Source organism: Paenibacillus sp. 01T443, assembly GCF_056398325.1.
Genome location: NZ_JBFTPE010000022.1, coordinates 50,048 through 72,972, shown reverse-complemented (window position 1 = coordinate 72,972; position 22,925 = coordinate 50,048). Strand labels below are relative to the sequence as shown.

The window sequence follows — 22,925 nt, the reverse complement described above, 5'->3', positions numbered from 1 at the left end:
TCGTCACTCCCCTGGCAGTGTAACATTACTAATGATGATTAGCCGCCCTTAAGCGCAGCAGCATCCGTTTAGCTGCGATATAATATCGCGTCCGTCATGAGCGCGGCGCGTTTGATTGCGCGCACATCATGCACCCGCATAACTTGGCAGCCATGCGCAATTCCGAGAACGACGGTCGCAGCCGTCCCTTCAACAAGCTCGTCAACAGGCAAATTCAGCGTCTGCTTAATAAACCTCTTGCGCGAGGTGCCAAGGAGTACCGGATAACCGAGCGCTGCCAGCTCAGATAGACGTCCGAGCATCTCTAAGTTTTCTTCGTGGGTTTTGGCAAAGCCGATACCTGGATCAAGCCATATCTGATCCTCTTCTATTCCTGCTGCATGCGCCAAGCTGACGCTTCCTTGCAAATCAGAAAGCACATCTGGAACAAGGTCGTTATAGTCTCTCGCATGACGATTGTGGTTGATAATGACCGGACATCTATACTCTGCGACAACCGCAGCCATATTAGGATCACCCTTTAGACCCCAGATGTCATTAATGATATGTGCGCCGGCCTCTAAGGCTTGGCGAGCCGTTTCCGCTTTATACGTATCAATGGAGAGCGGAATATGCGGTAGTGCCTGGCGCACTGCGCGAACAACGGGAAGGATGCGTTTGAGCTCTTCTTCCAAACCTACCGGTTCAAAGCCGGGCCGTGTCGATTCTCCCCCTATGTCAAGAATATCAGCACCGTCTTCTACCATCGCTTCAGCGTGCGCAACAGCATCCGCTACGTTCGTGTAACGTCCCCCATCCGAGAAAGAATCCGGAGTAGCGTTCAAAATACCCATAATAAGCGTACGATCACCTAGCTCCAGCTTCGTTCCGCCTTCAAAATCATATGTTCTTTTATAGAAAACAGGTCGTTGATCCATTGTACGGCCTCCACCCTTCATTGTTTTCTTTCTTCAATTGCATAGTTGTCAAAACTCTGCATCCTATTCAACGCTCGTAGTTTGTCGATATTCCGCAAGCAACAGCCTCGTCAGAGCTCCCGCTTCACCTTCGCTCACAACCGTAATTTTTCCACTGGCATCTGATAATTTCGTGACAGGAACAAGCTCCTGAATCGAATTGGTAAGCCAAATCTCATCAGCATCCTGCAGATTCTCCCAGCTGTATAGCCCCTCTTCCGTACGGTAGCCCGCTCCTCCAGCAAGCTCCAACACCCGCTCACGCGTAATGCCTGGCAATATGCCGGTAGAAATGGCTGGCGTAAAAATCACGTTATCCTTCGCAAAAAACAAGTTACTGACGATTCCCTCTGCCAACCAACCTTCACGATTCAGCATCAGTCCCTCGGCTCCTGCCGACGCCTGGCTTGCCAGCAGCTCCCGCTTCGCAATAATATTGTTCATATAATGGAGAGACTTGTAGCGAACATCACCCTCCGGCGTGTTCCGCCGCGTATTTAAAAGCCGCAGCTCCCGTCCGCGCATATGAACCTCATCATTGACGGGAGGCAAGACTTTTACTAGCATCAGCACGTTTGGCTTCTCGTAATCGCCTGTGGGCAAGCCCAGCTCTGCTTCCCCTGCGCTGACGGTCAAGCGAACATAACCATCATTGAGCCCGTTCACCGCTAGCAATTCGTTCACCAAGCCCTTGATCTGCTCAAGATCCGGCTGATACCTAATACCGAGCTGTTCGCATCCTGAGTGCAATCGACTCAAATGCCGATCCAATAAGTAAGGTATCCCGCCATACGTGCGAAACGTTTCAAATAAACCCATGCCGTACAAAAAACCGTGATCATAAACTGAGATCACGGCTTCGCTTGCATCCAATACAGAGCCATTCAGTCCGATTTTCATCGCACTGCGCCCGTCCGATTTTGCAAGAAATTACGAAGCATCGTAAGGCCATGCTCCGTTATAATCGATTCAGGGTGGAATTGCACGCCTTCAATCGGGTATTCCTTATGACGCAAGCCCATAATTTCACCTTCGTCTGTTTCCGCTGTAATTTCCAAGCAATCTGGCAATGTCTCACGGCGCACGATAAGAGAGTGGTAACGCGTAGCGGTAAACGGTGACGGCATTCCAGCGAATATCGATTTTTCATTGTGATGAATCGCGGACGTTTTGCCGTGCATCAGCTTCTCAGCGCGAACAACCTCGCCTCCGAAAGCCTGTCCAATCGATTGATGGCCCAGACAAACACCGAAAATTGGGATTTGCCCTTTAAAATGCTCAATGAGTGCAAGGCTTATGCCTGCTTCATTCGGTGAGCAAGGTCCCGGTGATATCAAAATATGGTCGGGCGCCAGTTCTTCGATCCCTGCCAAATCGATTTCATCATTGCGTTTTACTATAATTTCTTCGCCAAGCTCACCCAAATACTGCACTAAATTGTACGTGAATGAATCATAGTTATCGATTACCAGTATCATGTTAAGGCTCCCCCTTTATCCGGTACTGCCGCACCGTCATGCGCAGCAAACCGCTCGCTGTACTGAATGGCCTTCCATAACGCCTTTGCCTTGTTCAAGGATTCTTTGTATTCTCGCTCTGGGTCAGAATCGATAACGATACCTGCTCCCGCTTGAATATGAACGATTCCATCCTGCAGTACCATTGTTCTAATAATTATATTAAATTCCATATCCCCATTGTAGTCAATCCAGCCGAGTGATCCTGTATAGGGACCCCGCCTTGTTGGCTCAAGCTCCTCAATGATTTCCATTGTGCGGATCTTCGGCGCTCCGGTAATGGTTCCGCCAGGGAATGTAGCCGAAATGACATCATACGCATCCTTGCCGGCGCTTAGTATGCCTTCCACCTGTGAGACAAGATGCATGACATGCGAGTATTGTTCAATAACCATAAGCTCCTCGACCTTAACCGTGCCGTAGGCAGATATGCGGCCCAGATCATTTCTCTCCAAATCCACTAGCATGATATGCTCTGCTCGTTCCTTCTCATTCGAGAGAAGTTCGTCAGCCAGCCGCTGATCTTCCTCTTCGGTACGTCCACGTCTCCGCGTCCCGGCAATCGGCCTTGTAACAAGCTTGCTCTCTTGCAGCTCAACGAGCAGCTCCGGCGAGGCAGATACGAGCTGGAAGTCAGGACAGCGTAGAAACCCCATATAAGGCGAAGGGTTAACCAATCTCAACCACTCATACAGCTCTTCGGGCGAGGCCGTCACTTCCTTGCTTTGCCTTACGGACAAATTCACTTGAAAGGCATCGCCTTGCTCAATATATCGCTGTATACGGCGAACCGCCTCCATGTACGCTTCCTTCGAGAAAGGAGAAGTAACGTCAGAGAGTGAAGCGACATCCATTTGCAGCTGGTCATCCTCCAGTAAAACCTGGCGCTTCGCTCGAAGCACAGCCGCTTTTTCTTTGGCTTGTTCTTCATCAAACCAAGTTAACCAATAATCGGTCATACCTTCCGCTTTGGACAATGCGCGTTCATAAGCAGCGCTTAACGCTTCTTCATCGGCATCTTGCTCAACCCTTGTATGAACTGCACAGTACACCTTAGCTTCGACATGATCAATGATCCAAAGCTCGTTTATTTGCATAAACAAATAATCCGGTATGCTCGGGTCATCCAAGGCTAGCTCCGGCAAACGTTCAATAGAACGTATAATGTCGTAGCTCCAAAACCCGACGCAGCCGCCGATCCATTTTGGTCCGCCCACCAGCCTTGGCCCGATCAGCCCACTCATCCATTCCCGTACTACTTCAAGAGGCTTTCCGTCCCAATGACGCCTGCTGTGCTCCTCTAACGACTGAAACGCAACCGACTCGGCAGATGAGCCCTTACCCCGTATAATCGCGTCAGGGTGCAAGCCCAAATATGTATAACGACCGTCCTTGCCGCTCTCTAGCACAAAAGCGTATGGTGACGCATCCTGCCATACCTCTTCCCATGATGCGACGCCTGCCCTGTTTTCAAGATGGAAGGGTAATTCCTTAACTAGCGGCAGCGTTGTAAACTTCCGTTCGGCGTGCCACCGAGTCCATTGCTCCAAAGCGGTGACCATCACCTTCGACCCCCGATAACTTGACTTATTTTGCTCAGTATACAGAATAGCAAGCTAAAAAGAAAGCCTTCCATTCCGAGGAATGAAAGGCGTCCGCTATAGGTAATAAAAATTAGTTTTCGAAGTTGAACAACGGAGTGGAAAGGTAACGTTCGCCGTTGCTTGGAACGATCGCAACTACACGTTTGCCTGCGCCAAGCTCTTTTGCAACTTGCAATGCCGCATAGATCGCTGCGCCCGAAGAGATACCGCAAAGGATGCCTTCTTCTTTCGCTGCGCGACGAGCGTATTCAAACGCATCTTCGTTCTCGATCGTAATAACAGCGTCATAAATTTCACGGTTCAAAATATSAGGTACAAAGTTAGCGCCGATACCTTGAATTTTGTGAGCGCCTGGCTTGCCTCCAGAAAGAATTGGAGAAGCCGCAGGTTCTACCGCATAAATTTTGATTCCGTCAAAGTTTTTCTTAAGAACTTCACCCGTACCGGAGATCGTACCGCCAGTACCGATACCGGCAACAAATGCATCCAACTTGCCGTCAAGGGAGTTGATCGCTTCAACGATTTCAGGACCTGTCGTTTCGCGGTGAATCTTAACGTTTGCTTGGTTTTTGAATTGCTGCGGCAAGAAATAGTTAGGGTTCGCAGCGGCAAGCTCTTCCGCTTTGCGAACGGCACCGTTCATACCCTCTGAGCCCGGCGTAAGCACAAGCTCTGCGCCGTAAGCGCGAAGCAGGTTGCGACGCTCGATGCTCATTGTTTCAGGCATAACAAGAATAGCCTTGTAGCCTTTTGCAGCTGCTACGAGTGCTAGTCCGATTCCTGTGTTGCCGCTGGTAGGCTCAATGATAGTATCGCCCGGTTTAATGATTCCTTCTTGCTCAGCCACCTCGATCATGCTGATTGCAATACGGTCTTTTACGCTTGCACCTGGATTTTGGTATTCAAGTTTAACATAAACTTCAGCACTGCCTTCAGGTACAAGACGATTTAAACGAACAAGCGGAGTATCACCGATAAGATCTAGAATACTTTGCACAATTTTGGCCATGGAAATAACTGCCTCCTTATTCCGACTAATTCAGTTGGTATTTTCACTAATTCCATCTTATCAATGTCTTGCATCCGTTGTCAATAGTGACTTTATCACTCCACTGAAAACCTAACCCATGCGGGTCGCTATTCAGTTTTCACCGCATCATATTTATTCAGCAGCTCATCTTCCATTTCTGTCAGCGAGTCAGCTCGCTCCAGTGCCAGCTGCTTGCGAACGGCATCATGCAGCCTGCTTCCTGTTATATTCGTTGTCATTTGGCGTTCGATGAGCCGAATGACCGCAAAGCCTCCATCAACCTTTAGGGGACCAGCCATCTCGGCAATCTGCAGCCGGCTAGCCGTTTCCAGCATTTCATGATCGTAGAACGGGTCATCTTCATCAATTACGCCGAGGTCGCCGCCAGCATCTGCCGTAAAGGAATCGATCGAATACATGCGGGCAAGCTCTGCAAAATCTTCCCCGTCTGTAAGCAGCTCAAGCACTGTATCCGCTTCTTTTGCCGTTTCCGTCTTAATCCATTGCAGGTGGAGCTGTATTCGCGCTTCGAACTCCTCCGGGTGATCGGCAATATAACGATCGACCTCTTCATCCGAGACGACAATGCCGCGAACGGCGATTTTCTCCAGCAGCAGYCGATAACGAAGATCTTCCAGTACCTGCTCCTTGCTCATGCCAAGCTGTTCCTGCATCACTTCGTAATAACGCGACTCGCTTTCATAGCCTTCGGCCATCTTCTCCAGCTCTCGGCTTTGCTCTTCCGCCGAAATGCTGAGCTCAGAAGCCGCTGCCTCCAAATCAATCGCTTTGTGAACCATTAGCGTGCGCAAAACGGCTGACCCGTACTGCTTCTGAAGCTCACTCTGCAGTTCAGCCGCTGTAATCATTTCCTTGCCTACCCTAGCGACAACTCGCCGTTCATCCCCTAACGCAGGGGAATCCACGTCTGGCGTTTGGCCTGGCTTGCTAGGGTCAACGAGATCCTCCTCGCTGCCAACACTCGTTTGCGGCTGTTGATCCAGCTGGCGCTCATTCCCCGGCCACACCTTTATGACTACGACTACCGTTAAAACAACCATACATACGGCTTGAAGGATGACAACGGCCCTCAGCAACTCGTATTTCCTCATTCCCCTATTGCCTCCGATTATTGGATCGGCTTCGGTTTCGCTTGAGCAAGCAGCAGCTCTAGCTGAGCCCGTTCAAATGTATACACTTCGTTGCAAAATTGGCAAACGACTTCCGCTTTTCCGTCTTCTTCAATAATTTGCTGCAGCTCATGCTCGCCCAAACTGAGAAGCGTCTGCTCCACGCGCTCAGAGGAACAAAAGCATTGAAATTTTAAATCCATTGTATCGTGAATCTGAAGATCGCTATCACCTACGATCCAGCTTAGCAATTCTTCAGGTGTTTTACCTTGATCAAGCAGTGTCGTCACGGGAGGCATAGTGCCAACCGCCTGCTCGAGCCTTGTGATTTCCTCGTCTGTTAATCCAGGCATAAGTTGAACGATGAATCCGCCAGCATGCAGCACTGAATTATCTGTATCGACTAGAACACCTAGGCCTACCGCGGAAGGCGTTTGCTCCGAAACCGCAAAATAATAAGTAAAATCCTCACCGAGCTCGCCCGAAACGATCGGAATACTGCCGCGATAAGGCTCCTTCATTCCTAGATCCTTTGTAATATGAAGATGTCCGCTGCGTCCGACTGCTCCTGCCACATCCAGCTTGCCTTGCGCATTGCTGGGCAGGTGCACCTGCGGATGATCAACGTATCCCCGCAGTTCCCCGTCTGCATTAGCGTCAACGACGATCTTACCGATCGGCCCGTCACCCTTCACTTGAATCGTCAGTTTTTCTTGCCCTTTCAGCATGGCTCCCATGATGGCACCTGCCGTCAAGGTCCGTCCTAGCGCTGCCGTAGCCGTTGGATAGGTGCCATGCCTTTGACGAAGCTCTTCAACAAGCTGAGTCGTGCGAGCCGCGAACACTCGAATTTTACCGTTCCATGCCGTCCCTCGCACCAGCACGTCCTTCAGCTGATTGTCCATCATAATCCCTCCTGATTGCGTTCATATATAATTCTTAAGCCTTCAAGCGTAAGCAGCGGATCGACTTCTTCTATCGTTTCCGATTCAGAGGCAATTAACTCCGCCAGCCCTCCGGTTGCGATCACGCGCGGCGAAACGCCGAATTCTTCACGAATTCGTTTCACAATCCCATCCACCTGTCCTGCATAGCCAAAAATAATACCAGCCTGCATCGACGTTACCGGATTGCGGCCAATAACGCTCTTCGGCTTAACCAGCTCGATGCGCGGCAGCTTGGCGGCCCGCTGATAAAGCGCCTCTGTTGAAATGCCGATGCCAGGCACGATGGCGCCGCCGAGATAGTTGCCGCCTTCATCGATATAATCAAAGGTTGTCGCCGTTCCAAAATCAACGACAATAAGCGGTGAACCGTATTTTACGATACCCGCCACCGAATTCACGATACGGTCCGCTCCCACCTCACGCGGGTTTTCATAACGTATATTCAATCCGGTTTTTACGCCAGGACCCACGACTAAGGGAGTTTTGCGTAAATATTTTAAGCATAGCTGCTCAAGAGTTCGCATTAAAGGAGGTACGACGGAGGAAATAATGACACCGTCCATCTGCTCAAGCTTCACGCCTGCATAATGAAACAGATTATGAATATTTATGCCGTATTCATCTACCGTCGCCGAACGATTCGTGCTTAGCCGCCAATGATGCAGCAGATCTTTTCCTTTGTATATGCCAAGTACGATGTTCGTATTCCCGACATCAATGACGAGGATCAAAGCGGTTCCCCACCCTTCTTCGCATTCAAATCCAGGCTAATATCCAACGCATGGAAGGAATAAGTCAATCCGCCTACCGAAATGACGTCCACGCCACAATCTGCAATACCCTTAATCGTCTCTAATGAAACGCCGCCGGATGCTTCTACAATGACATGAGGTGAGGTCGCTTTTATTTGGGCAACCGCTTCCTTCATCAGTGCAGGAGCCATATTATCCAGCATAATGATATCTGCTCCGCAAGCCAATGCTTCGCTTACTTGCTCAAGCGATTCCGTCTCAACTTCGATTTTCATGGTATGCGGGATTTTGCGGCGAGCTGCTTCAACCGCAGCGCGAATGCCGCCGGAGCCTTTTATATGATTATCCTTAATCATCACGGCATCATATAAGCCAAAACGATGGTTGGCCCCTCCGCCTATGCGTACCGCATATTTCTCAAGCATACGGTGTCCTGGCGTTGTTTTGCGTGTATCGACTAGCCGAACCGGCAGCTCCTCAAGCGCATCGACAAAAGCGCGCGTCTTGGTCGCTATGCCTGACAGCCTTTGCATCAAATTAAGCGCTAGACGCTCGCCAATGAGCAAGCTGTGCGTGCTGCCTTCTACTGTAGCGAGTACCGTTCCTTTATCTACATGATCGCCGTCCTGCACATTCGGAAGGAATACAAGCGATGAATCCACAACCTCAAACACAAGCTTCGCTATCGGAAGTCCTGCGATAATGCCGCTTTCTTTTACATGAATAACAGCCTTCGAGCGTGAATCCCTGGGGATCGTCGTCTCCGTCGTTATATCTCCGCTGCCTATATCCTCAGCCAGCCAGCCGCGAATTTGCTCGCGAACTGCTGTATCATAACCTCCTGCCGTCCATTCAAACATCCTCTATTCGCTCCTCCGTCATTCCATATAGACGGTGCAACACCGTATGCTTTCTCCACATCACATCATCGCGAACCGGGAAATCCTCCCTGAAATGCGCACCGCGGCTTTCCTCGCGCGAGAGCGCAGCCTCCGTAGTCAGCAACGCACATGTAAGCAGATTAGCAAATTCATACTCTTCGCGTTCTGTTAGTATCGATTGATAAATCGGCAGCTGCCGCTTCAATTCCTCAAGCCCTTTTTCAAGGCCCTTGGCATCTCTTCGCAGACCTGCATACCGCACCATAATTTTTTGCAGTTTAAGCCGTCTTTCTACAACTGCCTGAATTGGTGTGCTGCTGCGCTCTATTTCATTCTCGATAGTAGGCTTAACCGAATGGCCTGGAAGCTCGTCAATGCGCTTTACAATTCTTCTGCCAAAAACAATCGCTTCGGAAAGCGAGTTGCTGGCAAGCCGATTGGCACCATGTACGCCGGTTGAAGAAACCTCACCGCAAGCGAACAAACGCTTAATATTTGTTTCCCCATTTAGATCGGTTTTCACTCCGCCCATCATATAATGCATAGCCGGCGCTACCGGTATCCAGTCCGAAGTGAGGTCCAAGCCGTATCTCAAGCAGTATTCATATATAGTAGGAAAACGATGCTTGACCATTTCCGGCGATTCATGCGTAATATCAATATAAACAAAGGTCGACTTCGTCTCTTCCATTTCGCTGACGATCGCTCGCGCTACGACATCCCTGGGAGCAAGCTCTAACTGCTCATGATAACGTTCCATGAACCGTTCTCCCTTAATATTACGAAGATACGCACCCTCTCCCCGGACAGCCTCCGAAATCAAAAATCTAGGTGCACCCGGATAACAAAGCGAGGTCGGATGAAATTGAATAAATTCTACATCTTGTATGTACGCGCCTGCGCGATAAGCCATTGCAATGCCGTCTCCCGTTGCAACTTCAGGATTGGTAGTATAACGATACAGCTGACCGGCACCGCCCGAGCTGAGAATAACCGCTTTACCTTTGACGAACAAACGTTGACCGTTTGGCTTCTGTACGATGGCACCGCAGCAAACATCGTCCTGCGTAACCAAATCGATAACGAAATGATCATCCCAAACCTCAATTTTCGGATTAGCTACCGCCGTTTCGGAAAGAGCTCGTACAATTTCGAAGCCGGTTGCATCACCATTGGCATGCAAAATACGCCGCTGGCTATGCGCGCCTTCCTTCGTAAGCGCAAATTCACCATTTTCCAAATCGAACTGCGTTCCCATTTTGATCAAGCGGCGAACTCCTTTAGGGCCTTCGTGAACCAGTACATCAACTGCTTCATTGGAGCATAAGCCCGCGCCTGCTACGAGTGTATCCTGCCTATGGTATGCGGGTGAATCCTCATCCGAAATAACCGCGGCAATACCGCCCTGGGCATAACGCGTGTTGCTGTCCAGCAGCGATTTTTTCGTTATCATAAGGACGGAGTTGTTTTCACTTGCCCGAATAGCGGTAAAAAGACCGGCAATGCCGGCCCCGATAACGATAACATCTTTTTCAATAACAGGCAGCTCACTCAGCTGCACATCGACTAAATATCTGGGAATCATCATAGCTCCTCCAAGCGTAAACGGCAAATGCCGACCTTTTGCTGGGCTGCTTACGTCTCTAAATGAAATATAAGCAATAAATAAAGGTATAGCTTATCGATCTTATATTTCAAGCATAGGAGCAGCGCATATTACTTCACGAGTAACATGCGCTCCAAGGATAAACGGGCTTGATCCGCAACATGCGGCGGTACATAAATCTGAGGCTGCATCGTCTCTAACGCTTTAACGAGCTTCTTCAAATTATTTACCTTCATGTTAGGGCAAACCAAATATTTAGATGCAAAATGGAACGTTTTGCCCGGGCTGTCTAAACGAAGCTGGTAGCCTGTACCATCCTCTGTTCCGACAATAAACTCTTGGCAGTCCGATTCTTTACAATATTTAATGATAGCGGTTGTACTGCCTACAAAATCACCTAGCTCAACAACTTCTGGGCGGCATTCCGGGTGCACGACAAATTGCGCATTCGGGTATTTCGCTTTCATTTCTTCAACGTCTTTTACCGTCAACATGTCATGCGTGTTGCAGTAGCCTTCCCAGATAATCATTTTCTTATCGGTATTCTGCTGCACGTAATGACCAAGGTTCTTGTCCGGTACCCAGATGACCTCGTCACCCTCTACCGAATTGACGACTTTAACCGCATTCGCAGACGTACAGCAGATGTCTGTTTCCGCTTTAATTTCAGCAGACGAGTTAATGTAAGTGACGACCTTCGCATTTGGATGCTGAGCCTTCAGCTTGCGTAAGCCATCCACGCTCACCATGTCCGCCATCGGGCAGCCGGCACGCTCATCGGGAATAATAACCGTCTTGTTAGGTGCCAAAATCTTTGCGCTCTCGCCCATAAAATGCACGCCGCAAAATACGATTACATCGGCATCGGTTTGAGCTGCCTTCTGTGCAAGCAGAAAGGAGTCCCCGCGGAAATCGGCAACCTCTTGAATTTCATCACGCTGGTAATAATGGGCTAATATGATTGCATTCCGTTCTTTCTTCAACTGTAACAACCGTTCACGCAGCTCTCGGTTTTGCTCCGCCTTGCGTTCCAGTGCCAGTGCTTCCACAGTAGATCCTCTCCTCTTATGAGGGATGGGGGATAATGCCCATTCCGTTATACGGCAAGCTCAACTTTGTGAATTGATGCACAAACTTAGAAAGTCGCTTACCTATAGTTTAAACCAAAAGGGATAAATTCATTTGATTAAGTTTTAATTTACACGCGGTAGATGCTACTGTCAATGTATTAAAGGCCATTTTGGGGCAGCAAATTAAAATTAATTATTTTGATAGCCGTATATGGGCAGCATTCGGTGTGAACGCGCCTTTTTTGCAATGCACAAGCTTAAACAGCTCCCTCCTTCCTCTTCGTCAAATGCACTCGTTTCACACCTCTATAAATAAAAAAAGCCTCTTTCCGTTATGGAAAGAGACTTTTGGACGACTACCGCTTTGCAGGATCGTAAGGCTGCCCAAGTGCCGATGGAGCATTCGAGCGGCCGACAGCGCCTGCCAAAACGATGAGCGTCAAAACGTATGGAAGCATGTAGAAAAACTCAGCCGGAATTTGCTGCGCGAATTCAAACCGCTGCATAAAGCTTCTGAGCGCTTGCGCAAGACCAAAGAACATTGCGGCCCCAACAACGCCGAGCGGATTCCACTTTCCGAATATCAGTGCTGCCAGCGCGATAAAGCCTTGGCCCGAAATCGTATTATGAGCAAAGCTGCTTGTCGTGGTCAACGTAATCGTCGCACCGCCAAGACCCGCCAGCGCGCCGCTGAGCAGCACGCCGATGTATCGATATTTCGTAACGCTGATACCCACAGTATCCGCAGAGCTTGGATGCTCCCCAACCGCGCGCAGACGCAATCCGAAAGGCGTTCGGAATAAGACAAAGTAGCTGATAAAAGCTAGCGCGATAACGATATAAGTCGTTGGATACGCGGTGAAAATCGCTTTGCCGAGCAAAGGGATTTCCGATAAGAAAGGAATCTGCAATTTGTGAAATACATTTTCCAAAAGCGGCGTTTGTCCTGAACCTTCATACAAGCTTTTGGTTAGGTAGAGTGACAAGCCGAGCGAGAGAATATTAATAACGACACCCACTACGGTTTGGTCGGCACGGAACGTTATCGTTGATATCGCATGCAACAGCGCTACCAGCACACCGTATATGCCTGCCGCAATAAACCCGATCCATGGCGAAGCATTCCCAAGACCGGCTTGTATGGCATACTCAGTAGCGACTGCCGCTGCAAATGCGCCGGACACCATCAAGCCCTCTAGTCCAATGTTAACGACGCCTGAACGCTCGGAGTACATCCCGCCAAGCGCCGCAAAGATAAGCGCGGTGGAAAACACGAGCGTTGTATTAATAAGCTGTCCAATGACTTCGAGCACGTTCATTCTACACCGCCTCCTTCCGCTTGCTTGCACGTTTATTTAGAAAAGGCTTCAAGAACCACTTCACTAATCCATGCGAAGCAACGAAGAAAATAACGGCGCCGATTACAATTCGCACAACCTCGGGAGGTACTCCTGCACCAAAGCTCATGCCTGCCGAGCCGTAGCTAAGTCCGCCGAATAGAATTGCGCCAAGAAGCACCCCGATCGGTGTATTGCCGCCTAGAAGGGCTACCGCAATGCCGTCGAAACCGTAACCAGGTGAAGCAGCCATAACGGTCTGATTACCGAAGACGCCCAAAATTTCAAATACGCCGCCGAGTCCTGCAAATATACCGCTAATAAACATCGATTTGACCATTGTCACATTCACGTTCATGCCCGCATACAAGGCCGCATCTGGATTATGGCCGACTGCGCGAAGCTCATAGCCCTGCTTTGTGCGCCAAAGCACAATATAGAACAAAATGATGCAAAGGATGGCAATAATGGTACCCCAGTGCATGCGAGCGTTATCCATCAGTTTAACGAGCCAGTCAATTTTTACCATCGCAGACTCATGAATCGGCATTGATTTCTGCTGTCCCTTCTCAACAAGGAACTTCGCAACGATAAAGTTGGATAGAAACAGCGCAATCCAGTTCAGCATGATGGATGAAATAACTTCATTAACTCCGCGTTTTGCTTTCAAATACCCTGCTATGCCTGCCCATAACCCACCGAATACGGCTCCTGTAACAACGGCCAGTGGAGCATGAATGTACCAAGGCAAATCGAGCAGCACGCCTACAATGGTCGCTCCCGTCATTCCCATTACAAATTGGCCTTCTACCCCGATATTAAACAGCCCTGTACGGAATGCAAACGATACCGCAAGTCCAGTAAAGATCAACGGCGTAATCGCACGGATCGCCTCGCCAATGTTATACGGAGAACTAAACAGCTTATCCAGCAAAGATGTATAGGCTAAAATTGGGTTATACCCACCCGCCAGCATCGCAATTGCCCCGATGATAAGGCCGAGTACAATTGCCACGATCGGTATGAGGATAGACGACTTGTTAAATATTTTCTTCAACGTTTCCATGTACGCTATCCTCTCCCTTCTGCCGCAGCAGCTGCGGCAGATTTATTTCCTGCCATCATTAGTCCAAGCTGCTGGTCATCTCTGCGTTCCGCATCAACCTCACCCATCAGCCTGCCCTCGTACATGACCGCGATGCGATCAGACAAGGCATAAAGCTCATCAAGCTCAAAGGATACAAGCAAAATGGCTTTGCCTTCGTTTCGGGCCTGGACTAACCGTTTATGCACATATTCAATAGCGCCGATATCCAACCCGCGAGTCGGCTGCACGGCAATCAACAAATCCGGATCCTTGTGCAGCTCACGCGCAATAATGGCCTTCTGCTGATTGCCTCCTGATAACGCGCGCGCATGGGTATGAATGCCCGATGATCGAACGTCAAACTCCTTCACGAGCTTATCGGACAGCACATCCATTGCTTTGTAATCAATGAACATCGACCTTCCGAACTCCGGTTCGAAGTATGTGTTTAAAATCATATTTTCACTAACGCTGAAGTCGAGTACTAAGCCATGCTTATGCCTGTCCTCTGGAATATGGCCTACACCGGCTACCGAGACTTGCCGCGGCGAACGGTTGGTCATATCATGGCCGTTCAGCTTTACACTGCCGCTATCAACCTTACGCATTCCTGTAATCGCATAAATGAGCTCGCTTTGCCCGTTGCCGTCAACTCCCGCTATCCCGACAATTTCTCCGGCCCGGATATTAAAGCTAACGCCATTCAAAGCATTTTTGCCTTGTTCGCCCTTCATCTGTAAAGCATCTACCGATAAAATAACCTCGCCAGGCTCTTGCTTTGTTTTCTGAACTTCAAAGGAAACGTCCCGGCCAACCATCAGCTCCGCAAGCTGCTGCTCATTTGTCTCTTTCGTTGTCACGGTTTTGATCACCTTGCCGCGTCGAATAACAGTTACGGAGTCTGCGAGCGCCATGACCTCTTTCAATTTGTGCGTAATGATAATAATCGATTTGCCTTCCGCAGCCAGGTTGCGAATAATCTCGATTAGCTCCTCGATTTCCTGAACGGTCAATACGGCAGTCGGCTCGTCAAAAATAACAATTTCCGCACCGCGGTATAACGTTTTTAGTATCTCAACACGCTGCTGCATACCTACTGTAATATCTTTAATTCGCGCCTGAGGATCTACTTTCAGACCATAACGCTCGGAGATCGTCCGAACCTTCTCATTTGCAAGCTTGTAGTCAATTTTCAACCCTTTTACAGGCTCATTTCCAAGTACAATATTTTCTGATACCGTAAACGGCTGCACAAGCTTAAAATGCTGATGCACCATGCCGATGCCTAGATCAATAGCCTTTGAGGCACCCTCTATAACGGTCTGTTTTCCGTTAATCCAAATTTCACCCTCATCTGGCTGATAAAGGCCAAAAAGGATGTTCATAAGCGTTGATTTTCCTGCCCCATTCTCGCCAAGCAGCGCATGAATCTCACCTTTTTTCAATTCAAAATTGATGGAATCATTGGCAACCAGTCCAGGAAACCGTTTGGTGATTCCTTTTAATTCTACTGCTGTTATGCTCCGGTCCATTCTTCATCATCTCCCCGGTTTTTACCCCTATGTAAACATGAATCGCAAATTAAGAATCCGATAAGCGAGAAAACTTATAGATTCTTTTGTTAAAAATGAATAAAGACCGGCCGAAGCCGGTCTTGTCTGATCCATCAACAAACGATCCTCAATCAAAGGATACCATTGAATGGTGAAAACTATTCAGTCGGTACTTTGATTTCGCCGCTAACGATTTTTGCTTTGTATTCTTCTACTTTAGCAAGCACATCAGCAGGAACGTTCTTTTTAGATGTTTCCGGCAAACCAACAGCATCATCTTTCAAACCAAGCTCTTGCGTCGTACCGCCTGCAAAGTTCCCGGCGATCAAATCTTTCGATACTTTATGAACCGCCGCTTCAACGCCCTTCATCATCGATGTAAGCGTAATTTCATCACCAAATTCTAACGATTGGTCTTTATCTACACCGATAACCCATACATCGTCTCCATTATCCTTACGGGCTTTTGCTTCATTAAATACACCGTTACCTGTTCCGCCAGCTGCATGGAAAATAATATCCACTCCGCCATCGTACATTGTAGCAGCAGCCAATTTACCAAGGTCTGACTTACCAAAATCACCAGTATAATCTACCTCAACCTTAGCATCAGGTTTAACGGCAGCAACGCCTGCTTTAAAGCCAGCTTCAAACTTTTTGATAACCGGAATTTCCATTCCGCCTACAAAGCCAATTTTGTTTGTTTTGGTCATAAGACCCGCCACAACGCCAACCAGGAAAGAACCTTCATGCTCAGCGAAAGTAATAGAAGCAACGTTTGGCGCTTCAATAACACTATCGATGACAGCGAGCTTAGCATCAGGGTTCTCTTTTGCTACTTTGCTAAGCGCATCATTGAATAAGAAACCGATACCCCAAGTCAGGTTGTAGCCTTCTTTAACGAAGCTGTTCAGGTTCGGCTCCATATCGGCTTCGCCTTCACTCTCCAAGAACTTAGTAGCAGCACCCGTCTCGGCTTTTACGGTCTCAAGAGCCTCCCAAGCGCTTTGGTTGAAGGATTTGTCATGTACGCCGCCTACATCAGTAACCATACCGATCTTAAAGTCTTTACCCGTTCCATCGGATTCAACTTTAGTACCCTCATTAGTACCTGTGTTTGCTCCGCCCTCATTGTTACTCTTCGCTCCGCAAGCCGACAACACTAGTGTCAACGAGATCATCATTACAAGCATTAAGCTAAATGTTTTTTTCATGCGTGTTCTCTCCCTTGCTCTGAGTTTTGGTAATGCTGTGCAACCCCTGTTTACCTTCTTATTCTTGCTGATCTTGGCCGCTATTATTTCATTATAGTTACAAAAAAATAAACGTCAATGATTTAATGTAAGGTTATGTAACATATAACCATCAAATTTACAATCGTGTAACATTTATGTAACATATGGCCAAAAAATATAAACCATCGTGTTAGCTTTTTTGTTTTTTCGCTAATGGTTTATACCCGTATTATAGGCTAAATCCGAACATTAATAAAGAAAAAAATAGTCGTCCTGCCACTTCTTACAAGCAGCAGGACGACTATAGCTAGCCATTAATATCAGAAATCTACTCGTTCTTGTCCGGATCTTCTGCGTTATCGCGCTTCTCCAGGACTACTGGATCTTTCGCTTCATCCTGTTCACGAGTTTGGATGCGTACCTTCACATCGCCAATCGTTTCAACAATCGGCTCAGTAATCGGTTCAGTTGTAGTTGCATCAGAAGACGGGCTGCCATCCAAAGAACCTGTTTCAACCAAACGTTTGATTTGCTCGAGTTCGAGCGTTTCCACGCTAAGCAGCGTTTGAGCAATCAAGTGCATTTCCTTGCTCTTCTCTGACAATAGCTTCTTCGCGCGATCGTAGCATCCCGTAATTATGGATTGCATTTCTTGATCGATCTCATATGCAATCGCATCGGAATAGTTTTGTTCATGGCCGATATCGCGGCCCAAGAATACCTGACCTTGCGAGCTGCCAAATTGCATTGGACCAAGCTTATCGCTCATCCCGTATTCCATAATCATAGCACGCACGATGCTAGTCGCTTGTTTAAAGTCACTGTAAGCACCTGTACCGATTTCGCCAATGAACAGCTCTTCTGCTACACGGCCTGCAAGCAAACCGGTAATTTTATCAAGCAGCTCCTGCTTGGTGACAAGCATACGGTCTTCCTTCGGAAGCATGATGACGTATCCGCCTGCGCGGCCGCGAGGAATAATCGTAACTTTATGAACCATATCCGCATGCTCCAAGAAGAAGCCTGCAATGGTATGTCCCGCTTCATGGTATGCGACAATTCGTTTCTCACGATCACTAACGACACGGCTTTTCTTCTCCGTACCGACAATGATTCGGTCAATCGCATCATCAACCTCAACCATAGCGATATCTTTTTTATTGCGACGAGCAGCCAGAAGCGCTGCTTCGTTAAGTAAGTTTTCAAGATCAGCGCCGCTGAAGCCTGTCGTACGCTTGGCAATAATCTCAAGCTTAACGTCCTTAGCAAGCGGTTTATTGCGAGCATGTACTTTCAATACAGCTTCGCGGCCTTTCACGTCTGGACGGTCAACCGTAATTTGACGGTCAAAACGGCCTGGACGGAGAAGGGCTGGATCCAGAATATCCGGACGGTTTGTTGCCGCAATGATAATAATACCTTCGTTAGCGCCAAATCCATCCATTTCAACAAGCAATTGATTGAGCGTTTGCTCACGTTCATCATGTCCGCCGCCAAGACCAGCGCCACGCTGACGTCCTACAGCATCAATCTCATCGATAAAAATGATACATGGTGCGTTTTTCTTCGCGTTCTCGAAAAGATCACGTACACGGGATGCGCCGACACCGACGAACATCTCTACGAAATCAGAACCGGAGATACTGAAGAAAGGTACGCCCGCTTCCCCTGCTACTGCACGAGCAAGCAAGGTTTTACCTGTACCCGGAGGACCCACAAGCAATACGCCCTTAGGAATACGTGCGCCTACCAGATTGAACTTACGCGGATCCTTCAAGAAGTCAACAACCTCTACGAGCTCTTGTTTCTCCTCGTCAGCGCCTGCAACATCCTCAAATGTAATCCGTTTCTTCTCATTATCATAAAGCCGCGCTTTGCTCTTGCCAAAGTTCATGACTTTGCCGCCGCCGCCCTGCGCTTGATTCATTAAGAAGAAGAACAGGACAAAAATAATGACAAACGGAATAATGGAGGTGAGGAATGTAAGCCAAATGCTTGGCTGGTCCATTTCCTTGCTCTCTAGCTTAAAACCGAATTGCTCCTGCCAAGCGAGGATCTTCTCCTCTGCTTTGACGCTGACCCTCGATACAAATTGATCGCTTTCTGCGCCTGCAGGCTTTGTATTATATTTACCAGAAACAAAATAAGTTTGATTCTCATACTTAACACTCAGTTCCTTAACATTGCCTGATTCAACCGCAGCGCGAAGCTCGTCATATCGCAATCCAACTGTCGTGTCATTTTGGCTGCTGATAAATTGAAAAATCCCAACGGTCACCAAAAAGATAATTAAATAAAAACCAGTATTACGGATGATCCGATTCATCCCCAACCTCCTCTCAGACGCTTAAAATATTTTACCATATCATGACTTTCCATAACAATAGAGGTATACGGAGAAGGGCATGTACGGGTGAATCGCTGCTATTTTTCATAGACCTGCGGTTTCAAAATACCAATATAAGGTAGATTACGGTATTTTTCCGCAAAATCCAGTCCATAACCGACAACAAACTCGTCCGGCAGCGTAAAGCCTTTGTAATCCGCTTCCAGTTCAACTGTGCGGCGCGCCGGTTTATCGAACAAGGTTACAACTGTAACAGACTTCGCGTTTCGACGTTCGAGAACATCAATTAAGTAGCTGAGCGTTAGCCCGCTATCGATAATATCCTCGACGATCAGAACATCGCGGCCTTCGACCGAAACATCAAGATCCTTGATAATTTTAACTACGCCAGATGACTTCGTGGATTGCCCATAGCTGGATACGGCCATAAAATCAATTTCAAGCGGTACTGTTATTTCTTTGACCAAATCGGCCATAAAAATAAACGCGCCCTTCAATACACAAATAACGAGCGGATTACGCCCGCTAAAATCTTTGCTCAGTGTTTCGCCAAGCTCTTTTACCTTATCACCAATTTGCTGCGCGTCGTACAATACTTCTTGAATATCATTCTGCAAAGTAGAAATCCCCCTACGCCTTAACTATGTTTATGAGTGTACCAGTGCTCCTTATTCGTTGCCTGCCCTTATGAACAACACGTCTTTAGTGTGCGCATCCGTCAGAGCATGACTTGATCTTCGAATGCCCGGAATCCAGAGCAACCTCCCAGCTGCATCGAACAGCAAAGGATAAAGCTCCCGCTTCAGCGGTGCGATTTTCTCATCAACGAACATATCTTGCACTTTTTTTGAGCCATTTAATCCTAAAACCTGAATTCTGTCCCCCGGACGTCGATTTCGAACGACAAGCGGATACGATAACTCCGATGCATCGAAGATGGCCTCGTAACGCGATACTGGCTTACGGCTGTCTACCGCCGAAGCGTGGACAATCTCAAATGCCCACCCGCATGGCTCGACCGCAAGTTCAGCTGTTTCCTTACCCACCTCGTACAAATAGGCGCTTGTTTCAGTTAACGCAAGCTGCGATTCACTGATCCATCGCATCCTATCGTATTCTCGAGCACAGCGAATTCCGGCTCCAGCGTCGATTCGCCAAGTTGCAGGCGCATGTGCGGAAGCGGCAATCCTCATCGTCTCAATCTGCTCGAAGGATATCTTTTCCGTTTCCTTAGAAAGATAACTTAATATTAGTTTAATCAATCTCCTTTGTAAAGCGACGTGGAGACCGTGCAAATCGATGCAGCTAATCGCGCATTCATTGGGGGATAAAGTAACGAGCTGCGCAAATAACGCTTCGGTTTGTTTCTCCATCCACTCATCCTCCGCCCCCGCTACTTCTGCAAGGCGCTGAAGCGATTGGGACAGCTGCGGATTATGCTTGGACAGATACGGTAAAATATCTAGCCGAATAATATTTCGGAAATAATGGCGTTCCTTGTTGCTGCTGTCCGTGCAGTAAGGAATATGATAGTCTTCGCAGTAACGCAGAAGGTCTGACTTGTTCATACGAAGCAGCGGGCGAATAAGTTCCACGTTTTTTTCTCTTCTTTTGCTAAGCATTCCAGCCAGCCCGGTTAATCCTGTTCCGCGAATTAAGCGCATAAGCACCGTTTCGGCCTGATCATCCGCATGATGGGCAAGCGCAATCCTCCCAGCTCCATACCGTGCTGCAATTTCATGCAAAAAAGCGTAACGCTTCTCGCGGGAGGCAGCCTGTCCATTCATGCGCGTTTCTTCTATATATGCGGGCATATCGAGCGTCACAGTCTCACAAATCACCCCTAGCCGTTCCGCGAAATCCCGAACGACCATCAGCTCATGCGCAGATTCCTCTATTCGAAATCCGTGATTCACATGAGCCGCTATTATGGATAAATGGCTTTCCTTTGATATTGTTGAAAGCATATGTAAAAGCGCCATTGAATCCGGTCCGCCGGAAACTGCCACTACGATACAATCGCCGGCTGACCAAAGCCTGCGCTCTACAGCCGCTTTCTCAAGTTCGATTTGCAGATTCATAGGTAGTACCTCACCTTCATTTCCCGTTCCAAGCTGCTATAATACGTTACGCAGCAGCCAATATACCGATGTTCCTAGCAGCACTGCAGATGCAACCGCAAGCCCCTTCAACCATCCAGGTGTTGCAGAGGGCATATGCGTATCACGCCTATGCATTAATAAACGCCATGCCGCAGCTGCGTCGCCCGCATCCGTAAATTGTCCCGCAAAAGCTTTCCGCAGCCAGCCAGCAATCGGCTTTAACGCCTCGCTCGTTCCAACAATTTGCATTAGCTCGATTGCGGATCGATTTTGCGGTAAAAGCTCCGCGGTCAGCTGATGCAGACGCTTTGGTTCATGCAGCTGTATACAGAGCACTGCAAAGGAAAAAAGATCGTAGCTCGGATCAGCCGACCGCGAGCCCTCGTTCCAGTAGCCGCGGTCATAGATTTCAGTAAATTGGCGAATGCCCTTACCTACCGCTGTCACACCGCCATAATCAACAAGCTCAACATGCCCATAGTCAGCTACCAGCACGTTTTCAACCTTCAAATCGCCAAATACCCAGCCCGCTTGATGCAGCTTCGTCAGCTTACCCAGCAGATTCAAGCCAACGAGCGGAAACCATTCCGATCCCTGCTGCTTCAAGTACTCATTCACCTTGGCACCAAGCACATAGCGCATAATATAAAAGGGATATTCCTTTCCATCCGGACCATACAAATCATCCACATCAAAAAGGTAGGAATCCTGTCCGTGCTGCTTCTGCTTTGCGATAGATTGCAATACATTGATTTCGGATTGAAGATCAAGCGCATCCATGCCAAGCTTCATCGCAAACCAGCTGCGATCACGCTGTACGAGATATACTTTACCGTTTGCGCCCTCCCCAAGCAACCTTTCTACCCTGTACCGCCCTTGCTTCCACTTGCCGGTCACCACCGTGCCCCGGCGAAGATCAACCTTAAACGACGTAGTCACTCATCATCCCATCCGTTTCGTCTCTGCTCTGTCTACCATAATCGCCCTTACGATAAAAATCAACAATCTGCATAATCGCAGGGCCAGTAGGTGTCGTTCCACCCATTTGCAGTTTCGGGAAAATAGCATGCACGCCGTTAAGGTGACTCGTCCAGTCTAAATCCATTACACAATCATCACCATGCCTTGAGCCAGGGAAATGAAAAACAGATATTTCACTTTTTCCTTGTCTTGCTTGAAGGCTTAGCATCAGATCACGTATAGCTTCCTCTACTGCCGCAAGCTTAGGCTTCATACTTGCACTTGCATCAATGAGCAGTGCCACTTGCAGGCGCGACGTTTCCCCCAGCTCATCGATTACGCGCACCACATCTCCGCGCTTCTCTGGCGGCAGCGCCTCAATTGATCCATTGCCAAGAACTTGCTTCAATTCCTTCTGCACGGCTAGCTGGATCGTCTGCACGACTGTCTTGCGTGTCATCATCTGCACGGTCTGCGAGAGCTGCCGCATATTTACCATTCTGCTTAGCCCGCCGCCCGCACGCGCAATTTCGTCGATCTCCGCAGCGCCCAGCTCACCTACATCACCATGATCCAGCACGCCTACCACATTAACCGAAATCCCATCCGACTGCGCATGCGCAGCCGCCACTACTGGACTGAGCCCGACATTGGAGCAGCCATCCGTAATCAACAATATTTGTTTCATAATCGTTTACCCTCCTAAAGTGTTTGAGTAACAAACACAGCTTCGTAAGCATAGGCTTAGTGTTTGAGAATCAAACACAGCTTCGTAAGCATAGGCTTAGTGTTTGAGAATCAAACACAGCTT

General features: G+C 48.4%; 20 protein-coding genes. All 20 read right to left on the bottom strand.

The window, feature by feature from the left end:
* Nucleotides 1-68: 68 nt before the first annotated feature.
* Complete coding sequence (gene folP / locus AC1DLI_RS28245; protein ID WP_477608085.1) at nt 69-917, bottom strand: dihydropteroate synthase; 849 nt, start codon at nt 915-917, stop codon at nt 69-71.
* A gap of 63 nt (nt 918-980) precedes the next feature.
* Nucleotides 981-1,856: an aminodeoxychorismate lyase gene (gene pabC / locus AC1DLI_RS28240; protein ID WP_477608083.1), complete on the bottom strand. Its 876-nt coding sequence runs from the start codon at nt 1,854-1,856 to the stop codon at nt 981-983.
* Nucleotides 1,853-2,434 carry an aminodeoxychorismate/anthranilate synthase component II gene (pabA, locus tag AC1DLI_RS28235; RefSeq protein ID WP_308998617.1) on the bottom strand — a complete coding sequence of 194 codons (582 nt, stop codon included), beginning with the start codon at nt 2,432-2,434 and terminating at the stop codon, nt 1,853-1,855. Before pabA ends, pabC begins: the two co-directional genes overlap by 4 nt.
* Nucleotides 2,431-4,035: an anthranilate synthase component I family protein gene (locus AC1DLI_RS28230; RefSeq protein ID WP_477608081.1), complete on the bottom strand. Its 1,605-nt coding sequence runs from the start codon at nt 4,033-4,035 to the stop codon at nt 2,431-2,433. The genes pabA and AC1DLI_RS28230 overlap by 4 nt, the downstream gene beginning before the upstream one ends.
* Before the next feature lie 112 nt (nt 4,036-4,147).
* Nucleotides 4,148-5,086: a cysteine synthase A gene (cysK, locus tag AC1DLI_RS28225; protein ID WP_477608079.1), complete on the bottom strand. Its 939-nt coding sequence runs from the start codon at nt 5,084-5,086 to the stop codon at nt 4,148-4,150.
* 128 nt (nt 5,087-5,214) lie between these two features.
* Complete coding sequence (locus tag AC1DLI_RS28220) at nt 5,215-6,219, bottom strand: peptidylprolyl isomerase (RefSeq protein WP_477608077.1); 1,005 nt, start codon at nt 6,217-6,219, stop codon at nt 5,215-5,217.
* Nucleotides 6,220-6,236: 17 nt separating this feature from the next.
* Nucleotides 6,237-7,142 (bottom strand): Hsp33 family molecular chaperone HslO, encoded by a 906-nt coding sequence (gene hslO, locus AC1DLI_RS28215; RefSeq protein WP_477608075.1) that lies wholly within the window; start codon nt 7,140-7,142, stop codon nt 6,237-6,239.
* Nucleotides 7,142-7,915 carry a type III pantothenate kinase gene (locus tag AC1DLI_RS28210; RefSeq protein ID WP_308998613.1) on the bottom strand — a complete coding sequence of 258 codons (774 nt, stop codon included), beginning with the start codon at nt 7,913-7,915 and terminating at the stop codon, nt 7,142-7,144. Before AC1DLI_RS28210 ends, hslO begins: the two co-directional genes overlap by 1 nt.
* Nucleotides 7,912-8,796: a carboxylating nicotinate-nucleotide diphosphorylase gene (gene nadC, locus AC1DLI_RS28205; RefSeq protein ID WP_477608073.1), complete on the bottom strand. Its 885-nt coding sequence runs from the start codon at nt 8,794-8,796 to the stop codon at nt 7,912-7,914. The genes AC1DLI_RS28210 and nadC overlap by 4 nt, the downstream gene beginning before the upstream one ends.
* Nucleotides 8,789-10,402, bottom strand: coding sequence for an L-aspartate oxidase (nadB, locus tag AC1DLI_RS28200; RefSeq protein WP_477608100.1), 1,614 nt, complete (start codon nt 10,400-10,402; stop codon nt 8,789-8,791). Before nadB ends, nadC begins: the two co-directional genes overlap by 8 nt.
* 131 nt (nt 10,403-10,533) lie before the next feature.
* On the bottom strand, nt 10,534-11,472 hold the full coding sequence (gene nadA, locus AC1DLI_RS28195; protein ID WP_183571296.1) for a quinolinate synthase NadA: 939 nt from the start codon (nt 11,470-11,472) through the stop codon (nt 10,534-10,536).
* 377 nt (nt 11,473-11,849) lie between these two features.
* Nucleotides 11,850-12,812 carry an ABC transporter permease gene (locus AC1DLI_RS28190; protein WP_477608070.1) on the bottom strand — a complete coding sequence of 321 codons (963 nt, stop codon included), beginning with the start codon at nt 12,810-12,812 and terminating at the stop codon, nt 11,850-11,852.
* Between the two features lies 1 nt (nt 12,813).
* Entirely contained in the window at nt 12,814-13,896 is a 1,083-nt protein-coding gene (locus AC1DLI_RS28185; RefSeq protein ID WP_477608068.1) for an ABC transporter permease, read from the bottom strand.
* A gap of 5 nt (nt 13,897-13,901) precedes the next feature.
* A complete protein-coding gene (locus AC1DLI_RS28180; RefSeq protein ID WP_477608066.1) occupies nt 13,902-15,449 on the bottom strand; it encodes an ABC transporter ATP-binding protein in 1,548 nt (515 codons plus the stop codon).
* 179 nt (nt 15,450-15,628) lie between these two features.
* Complete coding sequence (locus tag AC1DLI_RS28175) at nt 15,629-16,684, bottom strand: BMP family lipoprotein (protein WP_477608064.1); 1,056 nt, start codon at nt 16,682-16,684, stop codon at nt 15,629-15,631.
* A gap of 349 nt (nt 16,685-17,033) precedes the next feature.
* Nucleotides 17,034-19,031 (bottom strand): ATP-dependent zinc metalloprotease FtsH, encoded by a 1,998-nt coding sequence (gene ftsH / locus AC1DLI_RS28170; protein WP_477608062.1) that lies wholly within the window; start codon nt 19,029-19,031, stop codon nt 17,034-17,036.
* A gap of 98 nt (nt 19,032-19,129) precedes the next feature.
* The gene (gene hpt / locus AC1DLI_RS28165) at nt 19,130-19,669 is read right to left on the bottom strand and encodes a hypoxanthine phosphoribosyltransferase (RefSeq protein ID WP_477608060.1); all 540 of its coding nucleotides are present in this window, start codon (nt 19,667-19,669) and stop codon (nt 19,130-19,132) included.
* Nucleotides 19,670-19,720: 51 nt separating this feature from the next.
* A complete protein-coding gene (tilS, locus tag AC1DLI_RS28160; RefSeq protein ID WP_477608058.1) occupies nt 19,721-21,133 on the bottom strand; it encodes a tRNA lysidine(34) synthetase TilS in 1,413 nt (470 codons plus the stop codon).
* 36 nt (nt 21,134-21,169) lie between these two features.
* Nucleotides 21,170-22,093: a protein kinase domain-containing protein gene (locus AC1DLI_RS28155; RefSeq protein ID WP_477608056.1), complete on the bottom strand. Its 924-nt coding sequence runs from the start codon at nt 22,091-22,093 to the stop codon at nt 21,170-21,172.
* Complete coding sequence (locus tag AC1DLI_RS28150) at nt 22,077-22,802, bottom strand: vWA domain-containing protein (protein ID WP_477608054.1); 726 nt, start codon at nt 22,800-22,802, stop codon at nt 22,077-22,079. The genes AC1DLI_RS28155 and AC1DLI_RS28150 overlap by 17 nt, the downstream gene beginning before the upstream one ends.
* Between the last annotated feature and the right edge of the window lie 123 nt (nt 22,803-22,925).

What these genes read in the sequence shown, in the direction of transcription:
- folP (WP_477608085.1), bottom strand. Translation starts at nt 917, where the DNA reads ATGGATCAACGACCTGTTTTCTATAAAAGAACATATGATTTTGAAGGC.
- pabC (WP_477608083.1), bottom strand. Translation starts at nt 1,856, where the DNA reads ATGAAAATCGGACTGAATGGCTCTGTATTGGATGCAAGCGAAGCCGTG.
- pabA (WP_308998617.1), bottom strand. Translation starts at nt 2,434, where the DNA reads ATGATACTGGTAATCGATAACTATGATTCATTCACGTACAATTTAGTG.
- AC1DLI_RS28230 (WP_477608081.1), bottom strand. Translation starts at nt 4,035, where the DNA reads ATGGTCACCGCTTTGGAGCAATGGACTCGGTGGCACGCCGAACGGAAG.
- hslO (WP_477608075.1), bottom strand. Translation starts at nt 7,142, where the DNA reads ATGGACAATCAGCTGAAGGACGTGCTGGTGCGAGGGACGGCATGGAAC.
- nadC (WP_477608073.1), bottom strand. Translation starts at nt 8,796, where the DNA reads ATGTTTGAATGGACGGCAGGAGGTTATGATACAGCAGTTCGCGAGCAA.
- nadB (WP_477608100.1), bottom strand. Translation starts at nt 10,402, where the DNA reads ATGATTCCCAGATATTTAGTCGATGTGCAGCTGAGTGAGCTGCCTGTT.
- AC1DLI_RS28190 (WP_477608070.1), bottom strand. Translation starts at nt 12,812, where the DNA reads ATGAACGTGCTCGAAGTCATTGGACAGCTTATTAATACAACGCTCGTG.
- AC1DLI_RS28185 (WP_477608068.1), bottom strand. Translation starts at nt 13,896, where the DNA reads ATGGAAACGTTGAAGAAAATATTTAACAAGTCGTCTATCCTCATACCG.
- AC1DLI_RS28180 (WP_477608066.1), bottom strand. Translation starts at nt 15,449, where the DNA reads ATGGACCGGAGCATAACAGCAGTAGAATTAAAAGGAATCACCAAACGG.
- AC1DLI_RS28175 (WP_477608064.1), bottom strand. Translation starts at nt 16,684, where the DNA reads ATGAAAAAAACATTTAGCTTAATGCTTGTAATGATGATCTCGTTGACA.
- ftsH (WP_477608062.1), bottom strand. Translation starts at nt 19,031, where the DNA reads ATGAATCGGATCATCCGTAATACTGGTTTTTATTTAATTATCTTTTTG.
- tilS (WP_477608058.1), bottom strand. Translation starts at nt 21,133, where the DNA reads ATGAATCTGCAAATCGAACTTGAGAAAGCGGCTGTAGAGCGCAGGCTT.
- AC1DLI_RS28150 (WP_477608054.1), bottom strand. Translation starts at nt 22,802, where the DNA reads ATGAAACAAATATTGTTGATTACGGATGGCTGCTCCAATGTCGGGCTC.